Annotated in this window: 16 protein-coding genes; 1 reads left to right on the top strand and 15 read right to left on the bottom strand. The window is 64.8% G+C overall.

What is annotated here, in order from left to right:
• Positions 1 to 8: 8 nt before the first annotated feature.
• From tatC to U1E26_04625, 3 genes are all read right to left on the bottom strand, one after another.
• The gene (gene tatC, locus U1E26_04635; GenBank protein ID MDZ4168929.1) at positions 9 to 776 is read right to left on the bottom strand and encodes a twin-arginine translocase subunit TatC; all 768 of its coding nucleotides are present in this window, start codon (positions 774 to 776) and stop codon (positions 9 to 11) included.
• 15 nt (positions 777 to 791) lie between these two features.
• Positions 792 to 1,100, bottom strand: coding sequence for a twin-arginine translocase TatA/TatE family subunit (gene tatA, locus U1E26_04630; GenBank protein ID MDZ4168928.1), 309 nt, complete (start codon positions 1,098 to 1,100; stop codon positions 792 to 794).
• Between the two features lie 90 nt (positions 1,101 to 1,190).
• A complete protein-coding gene (locus U1E26_04625) occupies positions 1,191 to 1,526 on the bottom strand; it encodes an STAS domain-containing protein (protein MDZ4168927.1) in 336 nt (111 codons plus the stop codon).
• A gap of 149 nt (positions 1,527 to 1,675) precedes the next feature.
• Between U1E26_04625 and U1E26_04620 the strand changes: the two genes are divergently transcribed.
• The gene (locus tag U1E26_04620) at positions 1,676 to 2,023 is read left to right on the top strand and encodes an STAS domain-containing protein (GenBank protein ID MDZ4168926.1); all 348 of its coding nucleotides are present in this window, start codon (positions 1,676 to 1,678) and stop codon (positions 2,021 to 2,023) included.
• A 91-nt stretch (positions 2,024 to 2,114) separates the two neighbouring features.
• Here the strand turns inward: U1E26_04620 and U1E26_04615 are convergent, their stop codons facing one another.
• The 12 genes from U1E26_04615 to U1E26_04560 all read right to left on the bottom strand — a co-directional run bounded on the left by U1E26_04615 (position 2,115) and on the right by U1E26_04560 (position 16,053).
• Positions 2,115 to 2,786: a tetratricopeptide repeat protein gene (locus tag U1E26_04615; GenBank protein ID MDZ4168925.1), complete on the bottom strand. Its 672-nt coding sequence runs from the start codon at positions 2,784 to 2,786 to the stop codon at positions 2,115 to 2,117.
• Between the two features lie 90 nt (positions 2,787 to 2,876).
• Positions 2,877 to 3,296: a hypothetical protein gene (locus U1E26_04610; protein MDZ4168924.1), complete on the bottom strand. Its 420-nt coding sequence runs from the start codon at positions 3,294 to 3,296 to the stop codon at positions 2,877 to 2,879.
• A 171-nt stretch (positions 3,297 to 3,467) separates the two neighbouring features.
• Positions 3,468 to 4,814 carry an amidohydrolase family protein gene (locus U1E26_04605; GenBank protein ID MDZ4168923.1) on the bottom strand — a complete coding sequence of 449 codons (1,347 nt, stop codon included), beginning with the start codon at positions 4,812 to 4,814 and terminating at the stop codon, positions 3,468 to 3,470.
• Positions 4,815 to 4,886: 72 nt separating this feature from the next.
• On the bottom strand, positions 4,887 to 5,609 hold the full coding sequence (gene ubiE, locus U1E26_04600; protein ID MDZ4168922.1) for a bifunctional demethylmenaquinone methyltransferase/2-methoxy-6-polyprenyl-1,4-benzoquinol methylase UbiE: 723 nt from the start codon (positions 5,607 to 5,609) through the stop codon (positions 4,887 to 4,889).
• Positions 5,610 to 5,619: 10 nt separating this feature from the next.
• Positions 5,620 to 7,437, bottom strand: a complete 1,818-nt coding sequence (locus U1E26_04595; GenBank protein MDZ4168921.1) for a TIGR04190 family B12-binding domain/radical SAM domain protein — start codon at positions 7,435 to 7,437, stop codon at positions 5,620 to 5,622.
• Between the two features lie 288 nt (positions 7,438 to 7,725).
• Positions 7,726 to 8,394 carry a hypothetical protein gene (locus U1E26_04590; GenBank protein MDZ4168920.1) on the bottom strand — a complete coding sequence of 223 codons (669 nt, stop codon included), beginning with the start codon at positions 8,392 to 8,394 and terminating at the stop codon, positions 7,726 to 7,728.
• Positions 8,395 to 8,403: 9 nt separating this feature from the next.
• Complete coding sequence (locus tag U1E26_04585) at positions 8,404 to 9,591, bottom strand: hypothetical protein (protein ID MDZ4168919.1); 1,188 nt, start codon at positions 9,589 to 9,591, stop codon at positions 8,404 to 8,406.
• A gap of 279 nt (positions 9,592 to 9,870) precedes the next feature.
• Positions 9,871 to 11,334, bottom strand: a complete 1,464-nt coding sequence (locus U1E26_04580) for a hypothetical protein (protein ID MDZ4168918.1) — start codon at positions 11,332 to 11,334, stop codon at positions 9,871 to 9,873.
• Between the two features lie 7 nt (positions 11,335 to 11,341).
• Positions 11,342 to 12,049 (bottom strand): hypothetical protein, encoded by a 708-nt coding sequence (locus U1E26_04575; GenBank protein MDZ4168917.1) that lies wholly within the window; start codon positions 12,047 to 12,049, stop codon positions 11,342 to 11,344.
• Between the two features lie 112 nt (positions 12,050 to 12,161).
• Positions 12,162 to 13,307, bottom strand: a complete 1,146-nt coding sequence (locus U1E26_04570) for a hypothetical protein (GenBank protein ID MDZ4168916.1) — start codon at positions 13,305 to 13,307, stop codon at positions 12,162 to 12,164.
• Positions 13,307 to 14,314: a cytochrome c3 family protein gene (locus U1E26_04565; GenBank protein ID MDZ4168915.1), complete on the bottom strand. Its 1,008-nt coding sequence runs from the start codon at positions 14,312 to 14,314 to the stop codon at positions 13,307 to 13,309. Before U1E26_04565 ends, U1E26_04570 begins: the two co-directional genes overlap by 1 nt.
• Positions 14,314 to 16,053 carry an O-antigen ligase family protein gene (locus tag U1E26_04560; GenBank protein ID MDZ4168914.1) on the bottom strand — a complete coding sequence of 580 codons (1,740 nt, stop codon included), beginning with the start codon at positions 16,051 to 16,053 and terminating at the stop codon, positions 14,314 to 14,316. Before U1E26_04560 ends, U1E26_04565 begins: the two co-directional genes overlap by 1 nt.
• Positions 16,054 to 16,068: the final 15 nt, after the last annotated feature.

Here is a 16,068-nt window from a genome sequence, read left to right as displayed (position 1 = left end):
ACCTCTCGTTACTCCAGCTCGGCTGCGAACGCTGCTTGCTCCTTGATGCGCTTGGCGAAGACGACACGAGCCAGCATCAGGCTTCCCTCGTACAGGAGAACGAGTGAGACCCCGAGCATGCCCATGGTGACGGGCGACCAGTCAGGGGTGGCCACCGCCGCGACCACGGCCAGCCCCGCATACGCGTAGCGCCAGCTCTCACGAAGCTTCTTGTACGGGATGAGGCCGAAACCGATCGAGTAGAACACGATGATCGGAATCTCGAAAGCCATCCCGAAACCGATGAGCAGCAACCCGATGCCCGTCAGGAACCGGTCGGCAGACGGGATGATTGCGACGGTGTCGCCACCCTGGGTGAACATGAACTCGAACGCCGGCTCCATGATCACGCCGTACGCGAACCCGGCACCGGCAAGGAACAGGGCGATGGCCGCGAAGACCGTCGGCACGAACCACCTGCGCTCTTTGGGCCTGAGCGCGGGCAGGAAGAACGCCATGATCTGCCAGATGAGGATCGGGCTGAAGATGACGATCGATGCGAAGAACGCGACTTTGAACCGGAAGGTGAACGTCTCGAACGGACCGAAGACGTTGAGCTTCCCCTCGGGGATCATGTCGATGATCGGGGCCAGGATCCAGTCGAGGATGACCGTGAAGAACGGGTCGAAGTACAGAACCGTCGAGCCCACAAAGAGCGTGAGCACGATGATGACCAGCCGCTGACGCAGCTCGGCGATGTGCTCGAAGAATGGAAGGCGCTTGGGTCCGATGGGCATGGTGTTCTGCGAGGACTACTCCTCGTCTTCCTCCTCGTCGCCCTCGTCGGTCGAAGCCCAGATCGTGGCGGCCGGGGTGGCCTTGGCCGCGGTTCCCGTGGTGTCCGCGGCGACCGACTGGGCCTCGCGCTTGTCTGCAGCGGCTTTGGTATCGCTCGTGTACATCTCCGAGCGGATCACGCGCTCCATGTCCTCTTGGGCGCGCTTGAACATGCCCATGGCACGGCCGACGGTGCGCCCCAGCTCGGGCAGCTTATCCGGCCCGAAGATGATGAGGATCAACGCACAGATGATGAGCAGCTCAAAGCCGCTGATCCCGAACACGTACCCACCTTCTCGACGAGCGGTGACCCGCGACTGATGATGCATCGAGGCCACGCGACGGTGCCGGCCGTCGCCGTCAACGAACGGCGACTAGAACTGCGATGCCTCCGCCGCGTCGGCGAAGATCGGAAAGACCTTGTCCAAACCCGTGATGCGGAAGATCTTCAACACGTTGTCTCTTGAGCACACGATGCGTACGACGCCGTCTTTCTCGCGCGCCCGGCGCAGCCCGCTCACGAGTACTCCCAAGCCTGAGCTGTCGATGAAGCCGACCTGATCGAGGTCGATCACCACATTAGTGCAACCGCCTTCGATAGCACTCACGAGGGCTTCCTTGAGCCGAGGAGCCGTATAGACATCCACTTCCCCGTCAAGGCGCATCGTGCACACTCCACCGGAAGTATCGGTCGTAATGTCCAACTCCATGGCTGACTGCTCCTCTACCCGTTGGGGCAAACCGTGATAAGCGATTGTACCGCTCGCCCCTGCCCACCGCCACTCAGACACAAGGGGTGATAGAAACTGCCCACCAGAGGGGTACCATCATTGTGCACCCGACCCCGAGGAAGGACGACATGGCGCTCACCATAGACCTTGTGCAGGACCCTAGCAGTTGGACGCTCACGCTGCGTGGCGATCTCGACTACGGCGAATGCTCCGGGTTCAGGATGAACATCGACCGAATCCTCAGCTCGGCGCCATCAGCCACGATTGTAGACCTCTCGGGGCTCGAGTACCTCGACTCATCGGGTCTGGGGCTCCTTCTGGCGCTATCCAAGGAGTATGGCGCTCAGGGCGGGCGGCTGGTGTTGGTCACCAATGAGACGGTCGACAACATCTTGTCGCTCACGCGGCTCAACGGCATCTTCGCCACAGCAAGCACGATCGAAGAGGCCAGACAGATCGCAGTCCCCACTCCGTAGTGCCCGTGGCGCGCACGGTTGAAGGGAAACGGGCGCCCCGAAGGACGCCCGTTGTCATGCGGTGGATCAGGCCTAGGGCCCCGGCCGTACCCTAGGGCGCGGACGTGGCGGGCACGGACGGCGGGGCAGCCTGTCCTTCCAGCCGCTCGATCTCCTGCTTGGCGAAATCGGCATTGCCTTGCTCGCCGTTCGGGTCGAGCTCGAGATACTTCTTGAACGAAGCGACGGCGTTCGCCGTGTCACCGAGCGCGCCATAGAAGATCCCGATGTTGAAGAATGCCGGTGCGAAGTCGGGGTTTGCCTTGACGATTCTCTCGACCTCGGCGATCGCCTTGTTGGTATCGCCGGTGTAGAAGACCGTGATCGCGTAGTCCACGACCACGGGCGGCTCATCAGGGTTGAGCGCCACCGCGCGACCGTAGGCGTCCTTGGCAGCGACCCAAAGCGGCTGCTCGGCGCCGATGGTTGCGGTATTGGTCTGGCTCGCCTGCTGAGTCTGGATCGCCCAGTCGAAGTAGGTGTTGCCCAGGTTGACCAGGGCGGTGTAGCTCTCCGGATCGCTCTGGAGCGCCGCTGTGAGCGCCGCGACCGTCGGCTGGAACTGCTGCGCGATGGCGTCGGTCGTGCCCGCGGCGGGCGGCGCCGTGCCGCTGTCGACGAACGGCGAAGCACCGATCGAGATGAAGCCGAACAAGAAGACGATGGCAAGAAGGATCAGTGTCGCCTTCATCCACAGCGGTGTGTTGGCCTTGTTGATCGCCACGGGCGACCTCCTTGTGATTCCGGGGTGACAAGTAAACGGGCCCGGTGGACCCCTTCGCAGGGGCTCGCCGGGCCCGCTTGTGTACGGGCTCTACTCGCTCTTGGTGGTCTCGGTAGACCCACCGGGCTCAGCAGTACCGGTAGCCGCTCCGGCGTCACCGCCGACGGGCGGGTGTCCAGGAGGCATCTCGCCGCCCTGGAGCTGCTCGGGGGTCAGCTGCGGGGCCGGCTGATTCGCCGGAGCAGTCGAGCCGGGCATGCCGGTCGCGACGGGGGCCGGGGCCGCAAGTCCGCGTCCGATGAAGATACCGAGGATCACGCCAACCAACACGGCCACGACAGCAACGAGCACCGTCACCGTCAATGACACGCTCTGCTCACCCGACGCCGCCACAGCCGCCGCGGGCTCTTTGGACGCAGCCGGCTTCGAGCTCGCGCTCTTCTTCGGCGCCTCAGCGGTCTTCTCGGGCGTAGCCTCATCCTCGTCGAAGAAGAAGTCTTGATCGCTCACGTTCGCACACCCTTCTTTCGTCTCACGGGTGACGCTTCACGCCCCCGCACCTAGCTTGCCTGAACCTCGCGTAGTATAGAGCATCGAGCTCGCGAGGCGCCACACGCTTTCGGCGCCGAGCGACGCACCATCATGAGCAACGATTAAGCCAACGGGACGAGTTGGGCGCGTTCAGCGCCGAAGCTTCATACGGAGCTCCTCGGCACGCCCGAACAGCCGTTCTTGGTCCAGGCGGCTCCACTCGTGCGCGTGGTACAGCACCTCTCCTGCCACCATGGTCCACAGCACGTTCTCCTGGTTGGCGGTATGGACGAGCGTACCGTACGGGTAGTGCGTCGGCACCTGATGCGACTCGGACAGGTCCACGGCGATGATGTCGGCTTGCTTGCCGGGCTCGAGTGAGCCGACACGGTCGTCAATGCCCAAGGCACGTGCGGCATCGAGCGTGGCCATCTTCACAAACTGCCGGGCGGGAATGAAGTGCTCCTCGCCGAGCACCGCGCGCTGCACGAGCAGCCCGATGCGCATCTCCTCGAACTCATCCATGGAGTTGCTGGCAGCGGGCGAATCCGTGCCCAGACCCACCCTGATGCCGGCCGCCTGGAAGCGCCAGACCGGTGCGATGCCCATGCCGAGCTTGGCGTTGCAGCGCGGGCAGTACGCTATGGCGACATTGTGCGAGGCCAGCACCTCGATGTCGGCCTCGTCAACCTGCGAGCAGTGAACGGCGAGTACGTTCGGCACATCGAAGATGCCCCACTGCAGCACGTAGCGCACGGGACTCACACCGGTGGGCAGCCACGCGGGGGCGTGCTGGTCGAACGTATCACGCACGTCGTTGGCAAGCATCGACGATCCGTACTTCACGAACTGGTACTCCTCGCGGCTGCCGGCCAAGTGCATCGCAACAGGCGTCCCGTCGGCAGCGTACTCGGCCACCGAGCGGAAGAGCTGCGGGTGACACGAGTACGGGGCGTGGGGAGCAATGCCCGGCGTGATGCGTTCGGCACCAGGGGTGCCTCGCCACGCCTCGATGTCGCTCTTCGCCTGATCCATCACTGAGGCTATCTGGCGCTTGTCCATGGTTGCCACTTCGCGGTAGACCACGCCGCGAAGCCCCGCCGCGACAGCAGCGCGGAAGGAGGCACCATTCTGCGTGATGTCCGCGACGGTCGTGATGCCGGACTGCAGCGCCTCAAGCGCGCCGAGGAGCGCGGAGTCCTCCCAGTCCTCAGGGTCGAAGAGGCGCTCCTTTTGCAGCAGTTGGAGCTTCCACTTCGAGTAGGGCAGATCGTCAACCAGCCCGCGCATCGCGGTGTACTCAAGGTGGGTGTGGGCATCGACGAAGCCCGGCATGAGCGCGGCCAGCCCGAAGTCGGTGACCGGCTCGTCGGGGTGCAGCTCCTTCAGGCGCTCGAATTCGCCGATCTCCACGATGTGGTCGCCCCGTACGAGCACCGCACCGAACTCGATGTGCGGCGTGGCGATGGGGAGCACGTAGCGTGCGGTGAGGAGCATCGCGTCGTCCCTTCGGAGCGGTTGCTAGGGCGCTTACCCGATTCTACCGCAGCGAAAGCGAACGGAGTCCGCTTATCGGACGGCGGTATGGAGCGCGACCACGCCGCCGGTCATATCGCGCCAGCTGATGGCCGAGAACCCGGCGACGCGCAGCTCCGCGGCGAGTTCGGCTTGCGCGGGGAAACGGCGAATAGAATCGTTGAGGTAGACGAAGCCCTCACGATCGCCGGTCAGAGCACCTCCGATGGCGGGAATGGCGTGCCGAAGGTACACGTGGTAGATGCCGCGCCAGGGCGCTAGCCGGGGGCGCGAGAACTCCAGGATGACGTAGCGACCACCCGGCCTGAGCACGCGCTTGACCTCGGCGAAGTTGCGCTCGCGCTCGGGCAGGTTGCGCACGCCGAAGGCGACGGTCACCACATCGAACGACTCGTCCTCGAAGGGAAGCGCCTGCGCGTCTGCCAGCTGGAAGGTGAGCTTGGTCCGTCCGTCGAACGCGCTGCCCTTCTCGCGAGCTATCTCGAGCATCTCGGGCGTGAAGTCGGTGACTATGACCTCCGCAGGGCCTGCTTGGGCGGCGATGGCCAGCGCGACATCGCCTGTCCCGGCGCACAGGTCAAGCACGCGGTCGGTGGGCTGAATCGCACACGCCTTGACAAGCTGCCTGCGCCAGGAGCGATCGATCCCCATCGAAGCGACGGCGTTGAACGAGTCGTAACGACCCGCGATGGACGAGAAGATGCCCTTCACGCGCTCCTCGGTGGCTTGACCGGGCGCCGGCTGCTGTTGTGACATGGATACGTCCTCAGGCTTCCGTCGGATCACACGCTGTCTGCGTCGTCGTGCCCGTGTGATTATCCGACATCGCGGGCGGAGCGATACCCTTGACTCGCCCGACGGCGTGCTTCACGTTCTCGCTCAGCCACAGCCCTGCTGCGGCGGCCACATGGCGAATCTCCACCGAGTGCGGCCAGTTGAGCTCGCTCTTCTCGCAGACGGTCGACTGCGACAGCCGATCGGACTCGTGCTTGAGCGCCCACAGGGCCGGCTGTTGGAGCGCCGCCGGCCCGGCCATGATCTCGTCGATGCGCGCCATGGCGACGCGCGCCTCGTGGATGCGGGTCTCGGTGCGGTCAGCGGTCGCTTGGTCGATGATGCCTGCTGCCGCCTTGGTGCGATTGACGGCCAATCCGGCATCGTAGGTGGCGTCGGCCATCTCGTCGGGGGTCATGGCGTCGCTCTCGTAGTTCATGATGTGTTTCCATGAGGGCAAGACGAGCCGCTCACGGTGCTCCTCGAGCGTGCGCGCGCGCAGGGTGTAGCCATAGGCGTCCGGGTTGTCGAACACCCGCGATCCCGGATCGAGGAACGGCGCCATGGGGCTCACGAAGCACAGGAGGCGCGGGTCGTTGCCGACGGCGTCGTACAGATAGGCGATGTACTCGGCTGTCTCGCGCACCGACTCTGCGGTCTGCGTGGGGATGCCGCTCATGAAGTACAGGTCGAATCGGCTGCATCCATGCTTCAGGGCGTCTTTGACGGTCTGCTCGACCTGATCGATGGTGTAGTGGCTCTTGCCGAACGCCGAGCGCACCGCGTCGTCGTGGCTCTCGACACTGATCTCCACCGACCAGTCTTTGAGATGGGCGCCCAGAAACTCGTAGAACTCCTCATGCGGCGGCTTGAAGAACTCGAAGCCGATCGGGTTGCGCATATCGATGCGCTGCAAACCCTTGACGAAGTCACGGGTGTACTCGCGACCAGCCTGCAAGAAGTCGTTCAGGACGAACATCGGACCCGGAATGTAGCGCTGGATGTGCTCGATGTCGCGCACCAGCAGCTCTGGATCGCGGAAGGCGGTCTTGTCGCGACCGAAGTGCTCGCGGAACGAGTAGGCCGAGCCTCCGCAGGTCACGCAGTCGTGGGTACATCCGCGACAGGTGAGCGAAGCGCAGACGGGGTACTTGAGCCAATCCTTGAACGGCACGACCCCCATCATGTCGCGATAGCGGATCACGGACTTCATGTTGAACGAGTAGTCGAGCGAGATGGCGTTCATATCCGACGGGACCCACGACAGCGGGTTGACGTTGACGGTGCCCGTCGAGTCCTTCCAGGTGAGGTTCGGAATCTCGTCGAGGCGCCCATTGCGCTTGACGGCATCCACGAGCCTGCGCAGAGGCTCCTCAGTGGAGTCGCCACGCAGCACGAAGTCGACGGCGTCGTAGGCGCACAGCTCCTCGTGGAAGAACGTCGAGGAGAGCCCGCCGAACACCACGGGGGTGTCGGGGTGGTACTTCTTCACAATGCGGGCGATCTCGATCGACCCGTGAGCGTGAGGTAGCCAGTGCAGGTCGATGCCGAACAGAGTCGCGTCCATCGAACGGACGTAGGCCTCGACGTCGAAGTCGGGCTTGTTGAGCATCAGTACCGCGAGGTTGACGATGCGCACGCGAACACCATGGCGCTCGAGATACTCGGCCATGGTGGTGAAACCCAGCGGGTACATCTCGAATATCGGCGTGGAGGGGACCATGTCCGATACCGGACCGAACATGATCGAACGCTCGCGGAAGTCATAGACAGCCGGAGCGTGAAGCAACATGACGTCGACTTTGGGCATGCTGAATGGGGTCCTTTCTTGCGAAGGGTATGACCGGACCCTAGCGACGTGAACGTCGCACCCTCGCATGCGTCACACGGCATGACGCGCGCGAGAGCCCAGTGTATCACGCGTCCAAGAGTGGCCTGCGTCTTCGCGACCTGCTGTTGGGTATTCGACACGAAGCGCACGCAACCTGCCACGGGCGCCCGGTCCTGGCCTCACGTGAGTCCACGAGAAGGAGGGAGGCCCCGCCGACGAGCAGCGAGGCCTCCCGAGTCACGCATTCACGCAGTCACGCTATGCGGCCTAAGGCAGACCCTTGAGCAGGAGCTCCCAGCCCATGAGGGTACCGGAGCCGTAGGTGCCCAAAGGCAGCGGAGAGACCGAGGTCACCTTCGAGAAGGCGGCGTTGTCGCCGTTCCAGTAGGTGGCATCGCCGTGGCAGTCGATACACACGGAGTCCATATTCTCGACAGCGGTGTTCTCAAGCGCACCGGAGTCATTGCGGACAGCCGGAATCGTCGACGAGGCGTTACGAGTCTCGCCGGTCCACAGGGCGAAGTCGGTGCCGTCGAACTTGGCAGGGTCGCCAAGCGAGAAGACGTCGACCGTGTCCGTGGCGCTGCCGCCGTTCGTACCGCGGCTCTCGCCAAAGGCGACCGGGGTACCGTCGAAGTCGACACCATAGAGCTCGTCCTTCAGCATGTTCGCGCCCAACGTGCGGTGCGGGTAGCTGAAACCGCCGTCGAGGCACGCTGTGCCTACGCCATTGACGGCGCTCTGCTTCAGGTACGACTGTGAAGCGTAGTTGGTCTTGCCAGCCACCGACGCGGTGGCGGTGGCGGTGAAGGCGGCGGAGAAGTTGGTGCTGTCATCCGAGTGGCACACATCGCAGTTGCTCGCGCCGACATGGCAGTTGCGGCAGTGCGGGCCCTCGTTATCGTCACGCCCGTCCCCATCGGTCCCGATGGGCATCTGGCGTGCTCAATGGCGGGGCTGTACATCGTGCGCGTACGCGGTGACATAGGTGCCGGTCGTGGAATCGCTCGCGTTGGGCTTCCAGACCTCAGCGCGCTGAGTGGAAGCACCGGCAGTACCGTCGTGGCAGTCGGTGCAGAACTCAAACGCCGACAGGAAACCACCCGTGCCGGTCGGCGAGGAGCCGGAAGCCGGAGCAAACGGGAAGGCGTTGTCGTTGTCGTTGTCCTGGAAGCCGCCGTAGGTGCCGTCCGCAGGGCCCAAGGGCTCGACCCAGTTGATGGCGAACTTGTTGACACCGTCAGTGGCGGTGACGCCGAAGTCAGCTACCTGCGTGTCCGTCTTGGTCTCCTGGACATCCCCGTGCGGGTTCTTCAGCAGCAGGAAGCGGCCAGAGGGCCAGATCGGACGATAGCGCAGCACCGGATTACCACCGGTCGGATTCGGGGCGAACCAAACGAAGTTACCGTAGTCAACGTCGACACCCCACTCGTTGACCGCAGAACCGTGGGCGGTCGACTCGAGCGAACCGTCCTGGTCACCATTGCCGAAGCCGGCCTTGATCGGATAGAACACGCCGGAAGCCGGGTTGTTGACTTGAGCGGTCGTCGGGCGACCCTGCTGGCCCGGGCCCACAAATGCGCGGCCGGGGTTGGCGAAGGTCGTCATGATGCGTGCGGAGTTGCCGTGCGGGCTGTGGCAGCCGAAGCACGCGAAGCCCGCGGGATCGCTGTACGCCGGCTTGATGTCGCCGGGAGCGTTGCCGGCGTAGCCGAGCGTGTGGCCGGTGCCGAAGCCCATCGTGGTCGTTGACGCAGCCGACGCCTTGGAGTTCGAGAATGCGCCGGTGTTGTAGTCGTTGTCCATCTGAATGTTGACCGTCGAACCGCCGCCGCCGCCGTGACAGAAGTCACACGCGGCTTCACGGGAGCTTGCACGGAGCAGCTTGAAACTACCTTCAGCATAGTGCGTGGAGTGACAGTCGTTGCACTTGTTGGTAGTCGTGGTGTAGCCGCCGTGCGGGCCGGCGAAGTAGCCGGTCGCTCGGGTGTACTCAAGGGGGTTGTTGTAACCCTCGGCAAACGCCGGAGCGATGCCGAGCGCCAACATAACCACCAAAGCGACGGAGACGAGCATGATCCTCTTGATCACTGTTGCCTCCTTGTTGATGTTCGTGGTGTTGCGCCTTGTCATTTCGTTGCACCTCCTTCCTGCCGACAAGATCCGACCCGGATGGGCCGGACTGACGCGCGCCCGCGTGGAGCTTGCGGACGGACTCTGTGGTCCTGACTGAAGAATAGTGAACTGAATAACTAGAATCAAGGGGTTTAGTTATCGAATTCACTGATGTTCAGCATAGGCTGAAGCTATAATCGCAGCTCATGGCCCTGTGCAGCGAAGAACGGGTGAGCCGTTTACCGACTCACCCGTTCATGGACTCGCTAATCTGAGCCTGTTGGAGGCTTCTCGCTCCTAGTCGGACACTCCGCCGGCCGCGCTCGGATTGACGTCGTCGATGCGATACGTCTCGACCAGTTCGTCGACGGTGAGGGTCTTGCCCGCCGCCTGCTCGAAGGCCGCGAGCTCGTCGGCATCGCGCACGATGATGCGTACACGGGGCAGCAGCAGGCGATCCCAGCCCTGCGGCGTTGCCTGCGCGATGAGCCTCTGGGTTGCGTCCGAACCGTCAGACTCGCCGGTCTCGAACAGGTACTCGCCGATGGCAAGCCCGTCCTCGTTCACGCTCTCGAAGCGCGCCCGCACTTCAGGAAGCACGAGCAGTCTTCGCCCGACGGCAGCAAGCAGGCGCAGATGGCCCTCTGCCTCAGCGCGCTCAAGCGCGGCTTCTGTCACGTACCAACGCTTGCGGCCAAGCACAAATGCCAGAATCCCCAGCAGCAGAGCGGGTATCAGCCACCACAACCACGGGAAGCGCACTACCAATCCGTCTTCGCCGGGAAGCAGCAAGCGAACGATCTGAACTCGATCGTTGTACGTATCGGTGATCGCAAAGGTGTCTCCACCCAGATGCGCGATGGACGTGGGAAGGTTGAAGCGACCGTCGCCCTTGCCTTGCAGGTCGCCGAACGAGTGGATTCGCTCGCCGGTCTGTGCGTCGAGGACCTGAATCTCGTGCTTGAAGCCGTCGAGCGCGTAGACCCGGCCCTGATCGTCGATCGTCACTCCGGTCGGAAGCCCGTACGCCACCTGCGGATCGTCTTGGAACCGGCCGGGCTTGCCGTCCACCCAGACCACCGTTGCCGTGGTCTCGCCCTCCGGCTTGACCCTCTGCACACGGTTGTTGTTGGAGTCGGCGATGACAAGATCCCCGTTCTCGGCCACTGCTCCCGAGCGCGGATAGTCGAACTGGCCCTCCTCCAAGCCGCGCGTTCCCACCTCGCCCTGTACCTCGCCTTGGCTGGAGAACAGTCCGATCGGGCCGAAGGTGAGCACCGCGATGCCGTCTGATGTCACCACCGGAGCCAGCGGATTGAGTATCGGCACCTCCCAGAGGAACTCACCCTCGGTCGTGAAGCACAGAAGCCTCAGCCGGGAGCGGTCGGTGACGTAGACGTGATCGGCCAGACGATCCACGCCCACGCCGGTGGCCACGAGCATCTGCCCCTGAGCTACACCGCGCTCGCCGAAGGACCTGACCCAGTCGCCGTTGCGCTCGAAGGCCACGACGCGCTGCGCGTCTCGCAGGGTCACGTAGAAGTCGCCGGTATCGTCGGCGTCAAGGCCCACAGGTAGGCGCAGGCTCTCCCCATCGGCCGTGTAGATGGAGCGCACGTGCACGATTCCCGCAGGCTCAGCAGCCTCACCGTCGGTGACGGCGTCAAGCCCTCCCGTGAGCCACAGGAACAGCGCACCGAGACCAAGCAGCAGCACCAGCAGCAGCGCCAGGACCAGGAGTAGGACTCTGTTGCTCTTCACGTCGGCCTCACTGCCCCTCAGGTGCGCTGTGCGGATCAACCGTGCCGGTCGGCTCTGAGTACTTGACGCCCAAGCGCTTGAGGCCGGCTATGGCCTCCTCGTTGCCGGGAAGGAACCTCAGCGCCTTCTCATAGTTGTCGATTGCCGCATCCTTCTTGCCGGCCTTCTCGAGGATCTGCGCGTAGACGATGCCCATGTCTGCGGCTGTCGGATCGATGCGCAACCCGGTCTGCATCGCCTTGATCGCATCCGGGTACGCCTCCCGCTCGGCGAGAATCTGCGCGTAGAGGAAGTGGGGCTCCGCCTTCGTGGTCTTCGTGATCTTGATCTCGACCATGATCGCCTTCTCAGCCTCTTCAAGCTGGTTGTTGCGCACGAGCAGCGTCGCGTAGCGCAAGTTGTAGAAGGACTGCTCGCCGGCGTACTTGACCGCATCGTTCGCGTGAGCGAACGCGTCCGCCTTCTTCCCCAGATCGAACTCGACCTCGGCCAGCGACATGAGCGTGGCCGGATCCTTGGGGTTGGACTGCAGGCCCTGTATCAGAAGCGCGTAGTCCCTCTCGAGCCCCGACTGCGGCTCGTCACTGAAGAACGACCCGTTCAACAGCAGCCAGGCGAGCGCACCGGCCAGCACCAGCGCGGCGACCGCAAGTACCACCAGCACCGTCCTATTGGATCCCGATACACGCCGCGCTTTGGGCAGACTACCTGCCACGACATCACTCCTTCACTGCCGAGTGAACGGCACGTTCAACGACTTCGTTCATGAATGAACGGTTAAGTACGTGAGCATCCTAGCAAGCGTGATGCCCGCGTCACAAGCGAGCCTAGCGAAACGGGTCCTCTTCGTGGCATCGACCGCAGAAGGAAGACTCGTGGCATCGACAGCCGCCCGGCCCGTTGGTGCGGGCGGCCGTACTATGCACCGGGAACCACGCTGAGTACGTGCCGTGCACGTTTGGCACGTCGTGGCATGCGCAGGCGTTGGCCGTGTCCGCCACAGCCGACTCGTGGCACTTCGCACACAACGCGGGGTCACGGAGCGACTTGCCTGCATGACCGACGCGGAACGACGGCGGATGCGGCAGCACCAATCCGTGGCATTCGACGCACGCCTTGTCGGTCGCCTTCTTGTGGCATCCGATGCAGGTGACCGGTGCGGGCGTATCGCCGCGCGGAACATCGACGCCGGCCGAGTCCGACGGTTTGCGACCCACATGACATACCGAGCATTCGGCACGGGCGGTGTCCCCGTCGTGGCAGTTCATGCACCGCGCCATGGTAGGCCGCTCGATGGCATCCGAATCCACGACGGGTGTCACCGAAGTCGGCTGGCTCACTGCGTGCCCCACGTGCTGATGACACATCAGGCAAGTGAGCCCCGCGCCAATGATGTCGGTGTGGCGCACACGGATGCCCTTCGCCTCCATCGTCTGCTCGAGAACCTCGGGATGGCACGACACGCACGAACGATCCTGTGCGGGCGGACGCCTCGTGCCCGTGACGAGCGCGGCCACGCCCCGTGCGCTTGCCTCCCATGGCCCGGTGAGGCCGCCTTGCGCGTGGCACCCGTAACAGCCCACGCCGTTGTGCACATCCATCCGCCACGAGTCGACGCCGACGCGCGCGGCATGGCACGCACCGCACACCGGACTCGTGACCGACCATGCAGGCGCAAGCGTCATGACGCCCGCAACCGCGAGGAACGCACCGACACCCAGCAGCCAGCGTGCGCCGGTCGGCAACGAACCACGTCGCACAATGCGCAGGCGCGAGCGCGTGGCGCTGTCCGCGAGCCAGCCCGCCAGCCACAGAATGAGCAACACGACCACGATCACCGTGACCGAGACGATGAGCGCCAAGATCATCGTTTCGCGCGGGTAGGCCCGCGGATCCTCCAGGATGCGTGGCAAACGGTCTCTGACAACCGCCAGACCGAGGGCGAACCGTTCAGCGAGTGTGGTGAGATCCATCAGGGCCCCACCTCGGTATCGCCGGTGTGAATGCTGTCTACACCAGGGGCGTCAGGGTGCGATGACCTCAGGTGACAATCGGTGCACGCGGCTTTCGGGTGGCAGCTGTGGCAGCGATCCTCGCCGGTCTTGTCGGCAATCGGCCCGTGGCGCGGCAAGAACCCAGTGGGGTGAGGCATCTCAACGCCGTGGCAATCTGCGCACCACGACTCTTCATGACACGTGTGACAGGGAGAGACCCCGATCGCCGTCGCGCCTTCGCCATGCTGCCGTTGCCATGCCAGCGGATGAGGCAGGCCCACCCCGTGGCAGCGCGCGCAGTATGCGGGCACGTGACACGACACGCACGTCTTCAGATCGCCCATGCCATGTGTCGTGCGCCACTGCTTGCCATGCGTGATCTGCCATGTGCTCGTCTGCTTGAGCCGGTCGCGATTGGCGTCCGGCACGTGACACAGCTCGCAGCCGGACGGCTCGCGAGCCGAGCTCGAGTGGCACTGCATGCAGTCATCCATCTGCGCGATCTCGTAGATGCGGTCCTCGAACCGATGTCCGGTACCCCCGTGACACTCCGTGCACGGCTCCTCCATGAAGTCGGCGTGGCGCACGGAGATGCCGCGCGAAACGATGGTTGCCGAGCCGACCGCGGGATGGCATCCGCGACACGGTGCGTCATTGACCACTGAGGCGGCCGGTACTCTCCCGAGCAATGCCGCCCCGGCTCGACGCTGGAGCGCGTACCCGTCAGCCAGCCCACCAAAGGCGCCCGGCGTACCGTGACACTCGATGCAGTCGACACCGCGGTGGGCCGTGTTGGCCGACTCAGTGCCGTAGATGCGCATCGCGTGACACGCCCGGGCACACACCGCTTGTCCGTCGACGAGCACGCCCACGGCCACCGTGAGTCCCGTCCAGGCAACGGCCACAACGGCGAACCAGACGGCGAACCGCCGCACGCCGATAGCGCGGATCGAGGAGAGCACGCGGCGCGCGCCGTTCGGCCTCATCATCGTGCTTCCCGAGCAGACTCGAGTGCCGCAAGAGCGGCGTCGATCGCCGCCGCCTCATCAGTTCGCCCGGCATCGCGCAACGCATTCGACGCCGCGACCCTCACCTCGACGCCGAGCGGGTAGCGCTTCACCGCCATCAGGTATGCGTCCGCGATCTCGTCGGGTGACGAATCCGCCGTGGCAATCAGCCGAGCCCGCGCCAACATGAGGTCATATGAGTCTGGCTCCATCTCCAGCCCGCGCGCGACGGCGGCCTGCGCGTCGGGCAACTCCACCGCGCGGACGGCTGGTACCGGCTCGTACAGGACCGCGTCAGCCTGCGCTACCCGGTGAACATCGACGAGCGGGTTGCCGACGACCGCGGCGGCGGCGGCACGCGCCGCTGTCCGGGTGTCGCCCGCCGCAAGGGCGCGTGATGAGTCCGCGAAGTCGTTATCCGCGCGAAGGTACCAGACGCAGGCGACGACCACTCCGAGCGCAACCACGCCCGCAAGGATGCGGAATGCCTGAGGCGATCGTGCCGGCGTCTCTTCTGAGGTGCTGCCGGCGCGTGACACCGCGAGCCCGCCCAGCAGCCATCCCAGCGCGTCGACCTCCACGGCCGCAACCCCGAACAGGGACTGTCCGAGGTATGCCGCAAAACCCGCCAGCGCTATCAGCGCAGCGGCGTCGCGTCGTCTCACGCCGCTCGCTCCACCGACCACCGCGAGCCCCGCCAGCACGAGGCCGGCCAACGCCGCAGGTACCCCCGCCTCGGCAGCCAGATGCAGCGGCCCCGAGTGTGCGGTGTCGGGCCGAGTGTCGAGGGCCTCTGCGGCGGCGTGCTCCAACGGCTGGAAGGCGGGGAACTCGTAGATGAAGCGGCCCGTGCCGACCCCGATCACAGGGTTGGCGGCCGTCATGGCCGCAGCGCCCCGCCAGATCTGCCACCGACTGGCCGCCGACCCGGATGACAGCGCTCGCGGGTCGAGCTTGGCTGAGGATTCCGCCACACCGAACAGCGTGACACCGGCGATGATCGCCAGCACCGACACGAGTGACATGATCAGCACCAGGCGCGTGCGGGGGGTACGCGTGCGTAGGGCCACGTAGACGACGACGACAAGGCCCGCCAGGGCGCCGATCCATGCACCGCGTGTCCCGGTGACACCCAGCCCGAGCGCGATGAAGAGCGCAGACGCTGGCAGCACCAGACGATCACGACCGGTAGCGACGTAGGATGAGGCGAGCGTGACGGCCAGCGAGATAGCCAGCCACCCGCCGGCGACCACGCGGTTGTTAGAGAATCCCACGGCATCCATGCCGAGTGCCGCCTGTACGAGCACGAACCCGGAGAACACGACACCGAAGCCCGCAATCGCATAGCCCAACACCCTCCCGTACCTGCCGGGCAACGTGAGGCCTGCCGCGGCCGCCAGTACGATGGTCGCACCGGAGACCAGCCCCTGGAATCGACCATGGACTCCGAACACGCCGGCTGGCAGCCCGCCCGCGAACGACGCCAGCAGCACCCACGCCACGAGCACCGCCGCGACGGATGTGGCGAGCTTGGGGTACCTACCCCATCGTGGAGCGCCGATAATGCACAGTAGGCCCGCCGCAGCTGCCACGGCGAGCACGCGTATCGGTTGCTGCGGGTCGGCGGAGTCGACTGAAAGCACGGGAAGCGCTGCTATCGCCACAAGGGCCGCGACCATGACAACCGAGCGTCGGTCGTCTAGAATCGTGAATCGCATAACTAACTCAGTCTA

Source organism: Coriobacteriia bacterium (genome assembly GCA_034370385.1).
GTDB lineage: Bacteria > Actinomycetota > Coriobacteriia > Anaerosomatales > PHET01 > JAXMKZ01.
Note: the sequence above shows the minus strand (reverse complement) of the source record. Positions and strands in the feature narration are given on the sequence as shown.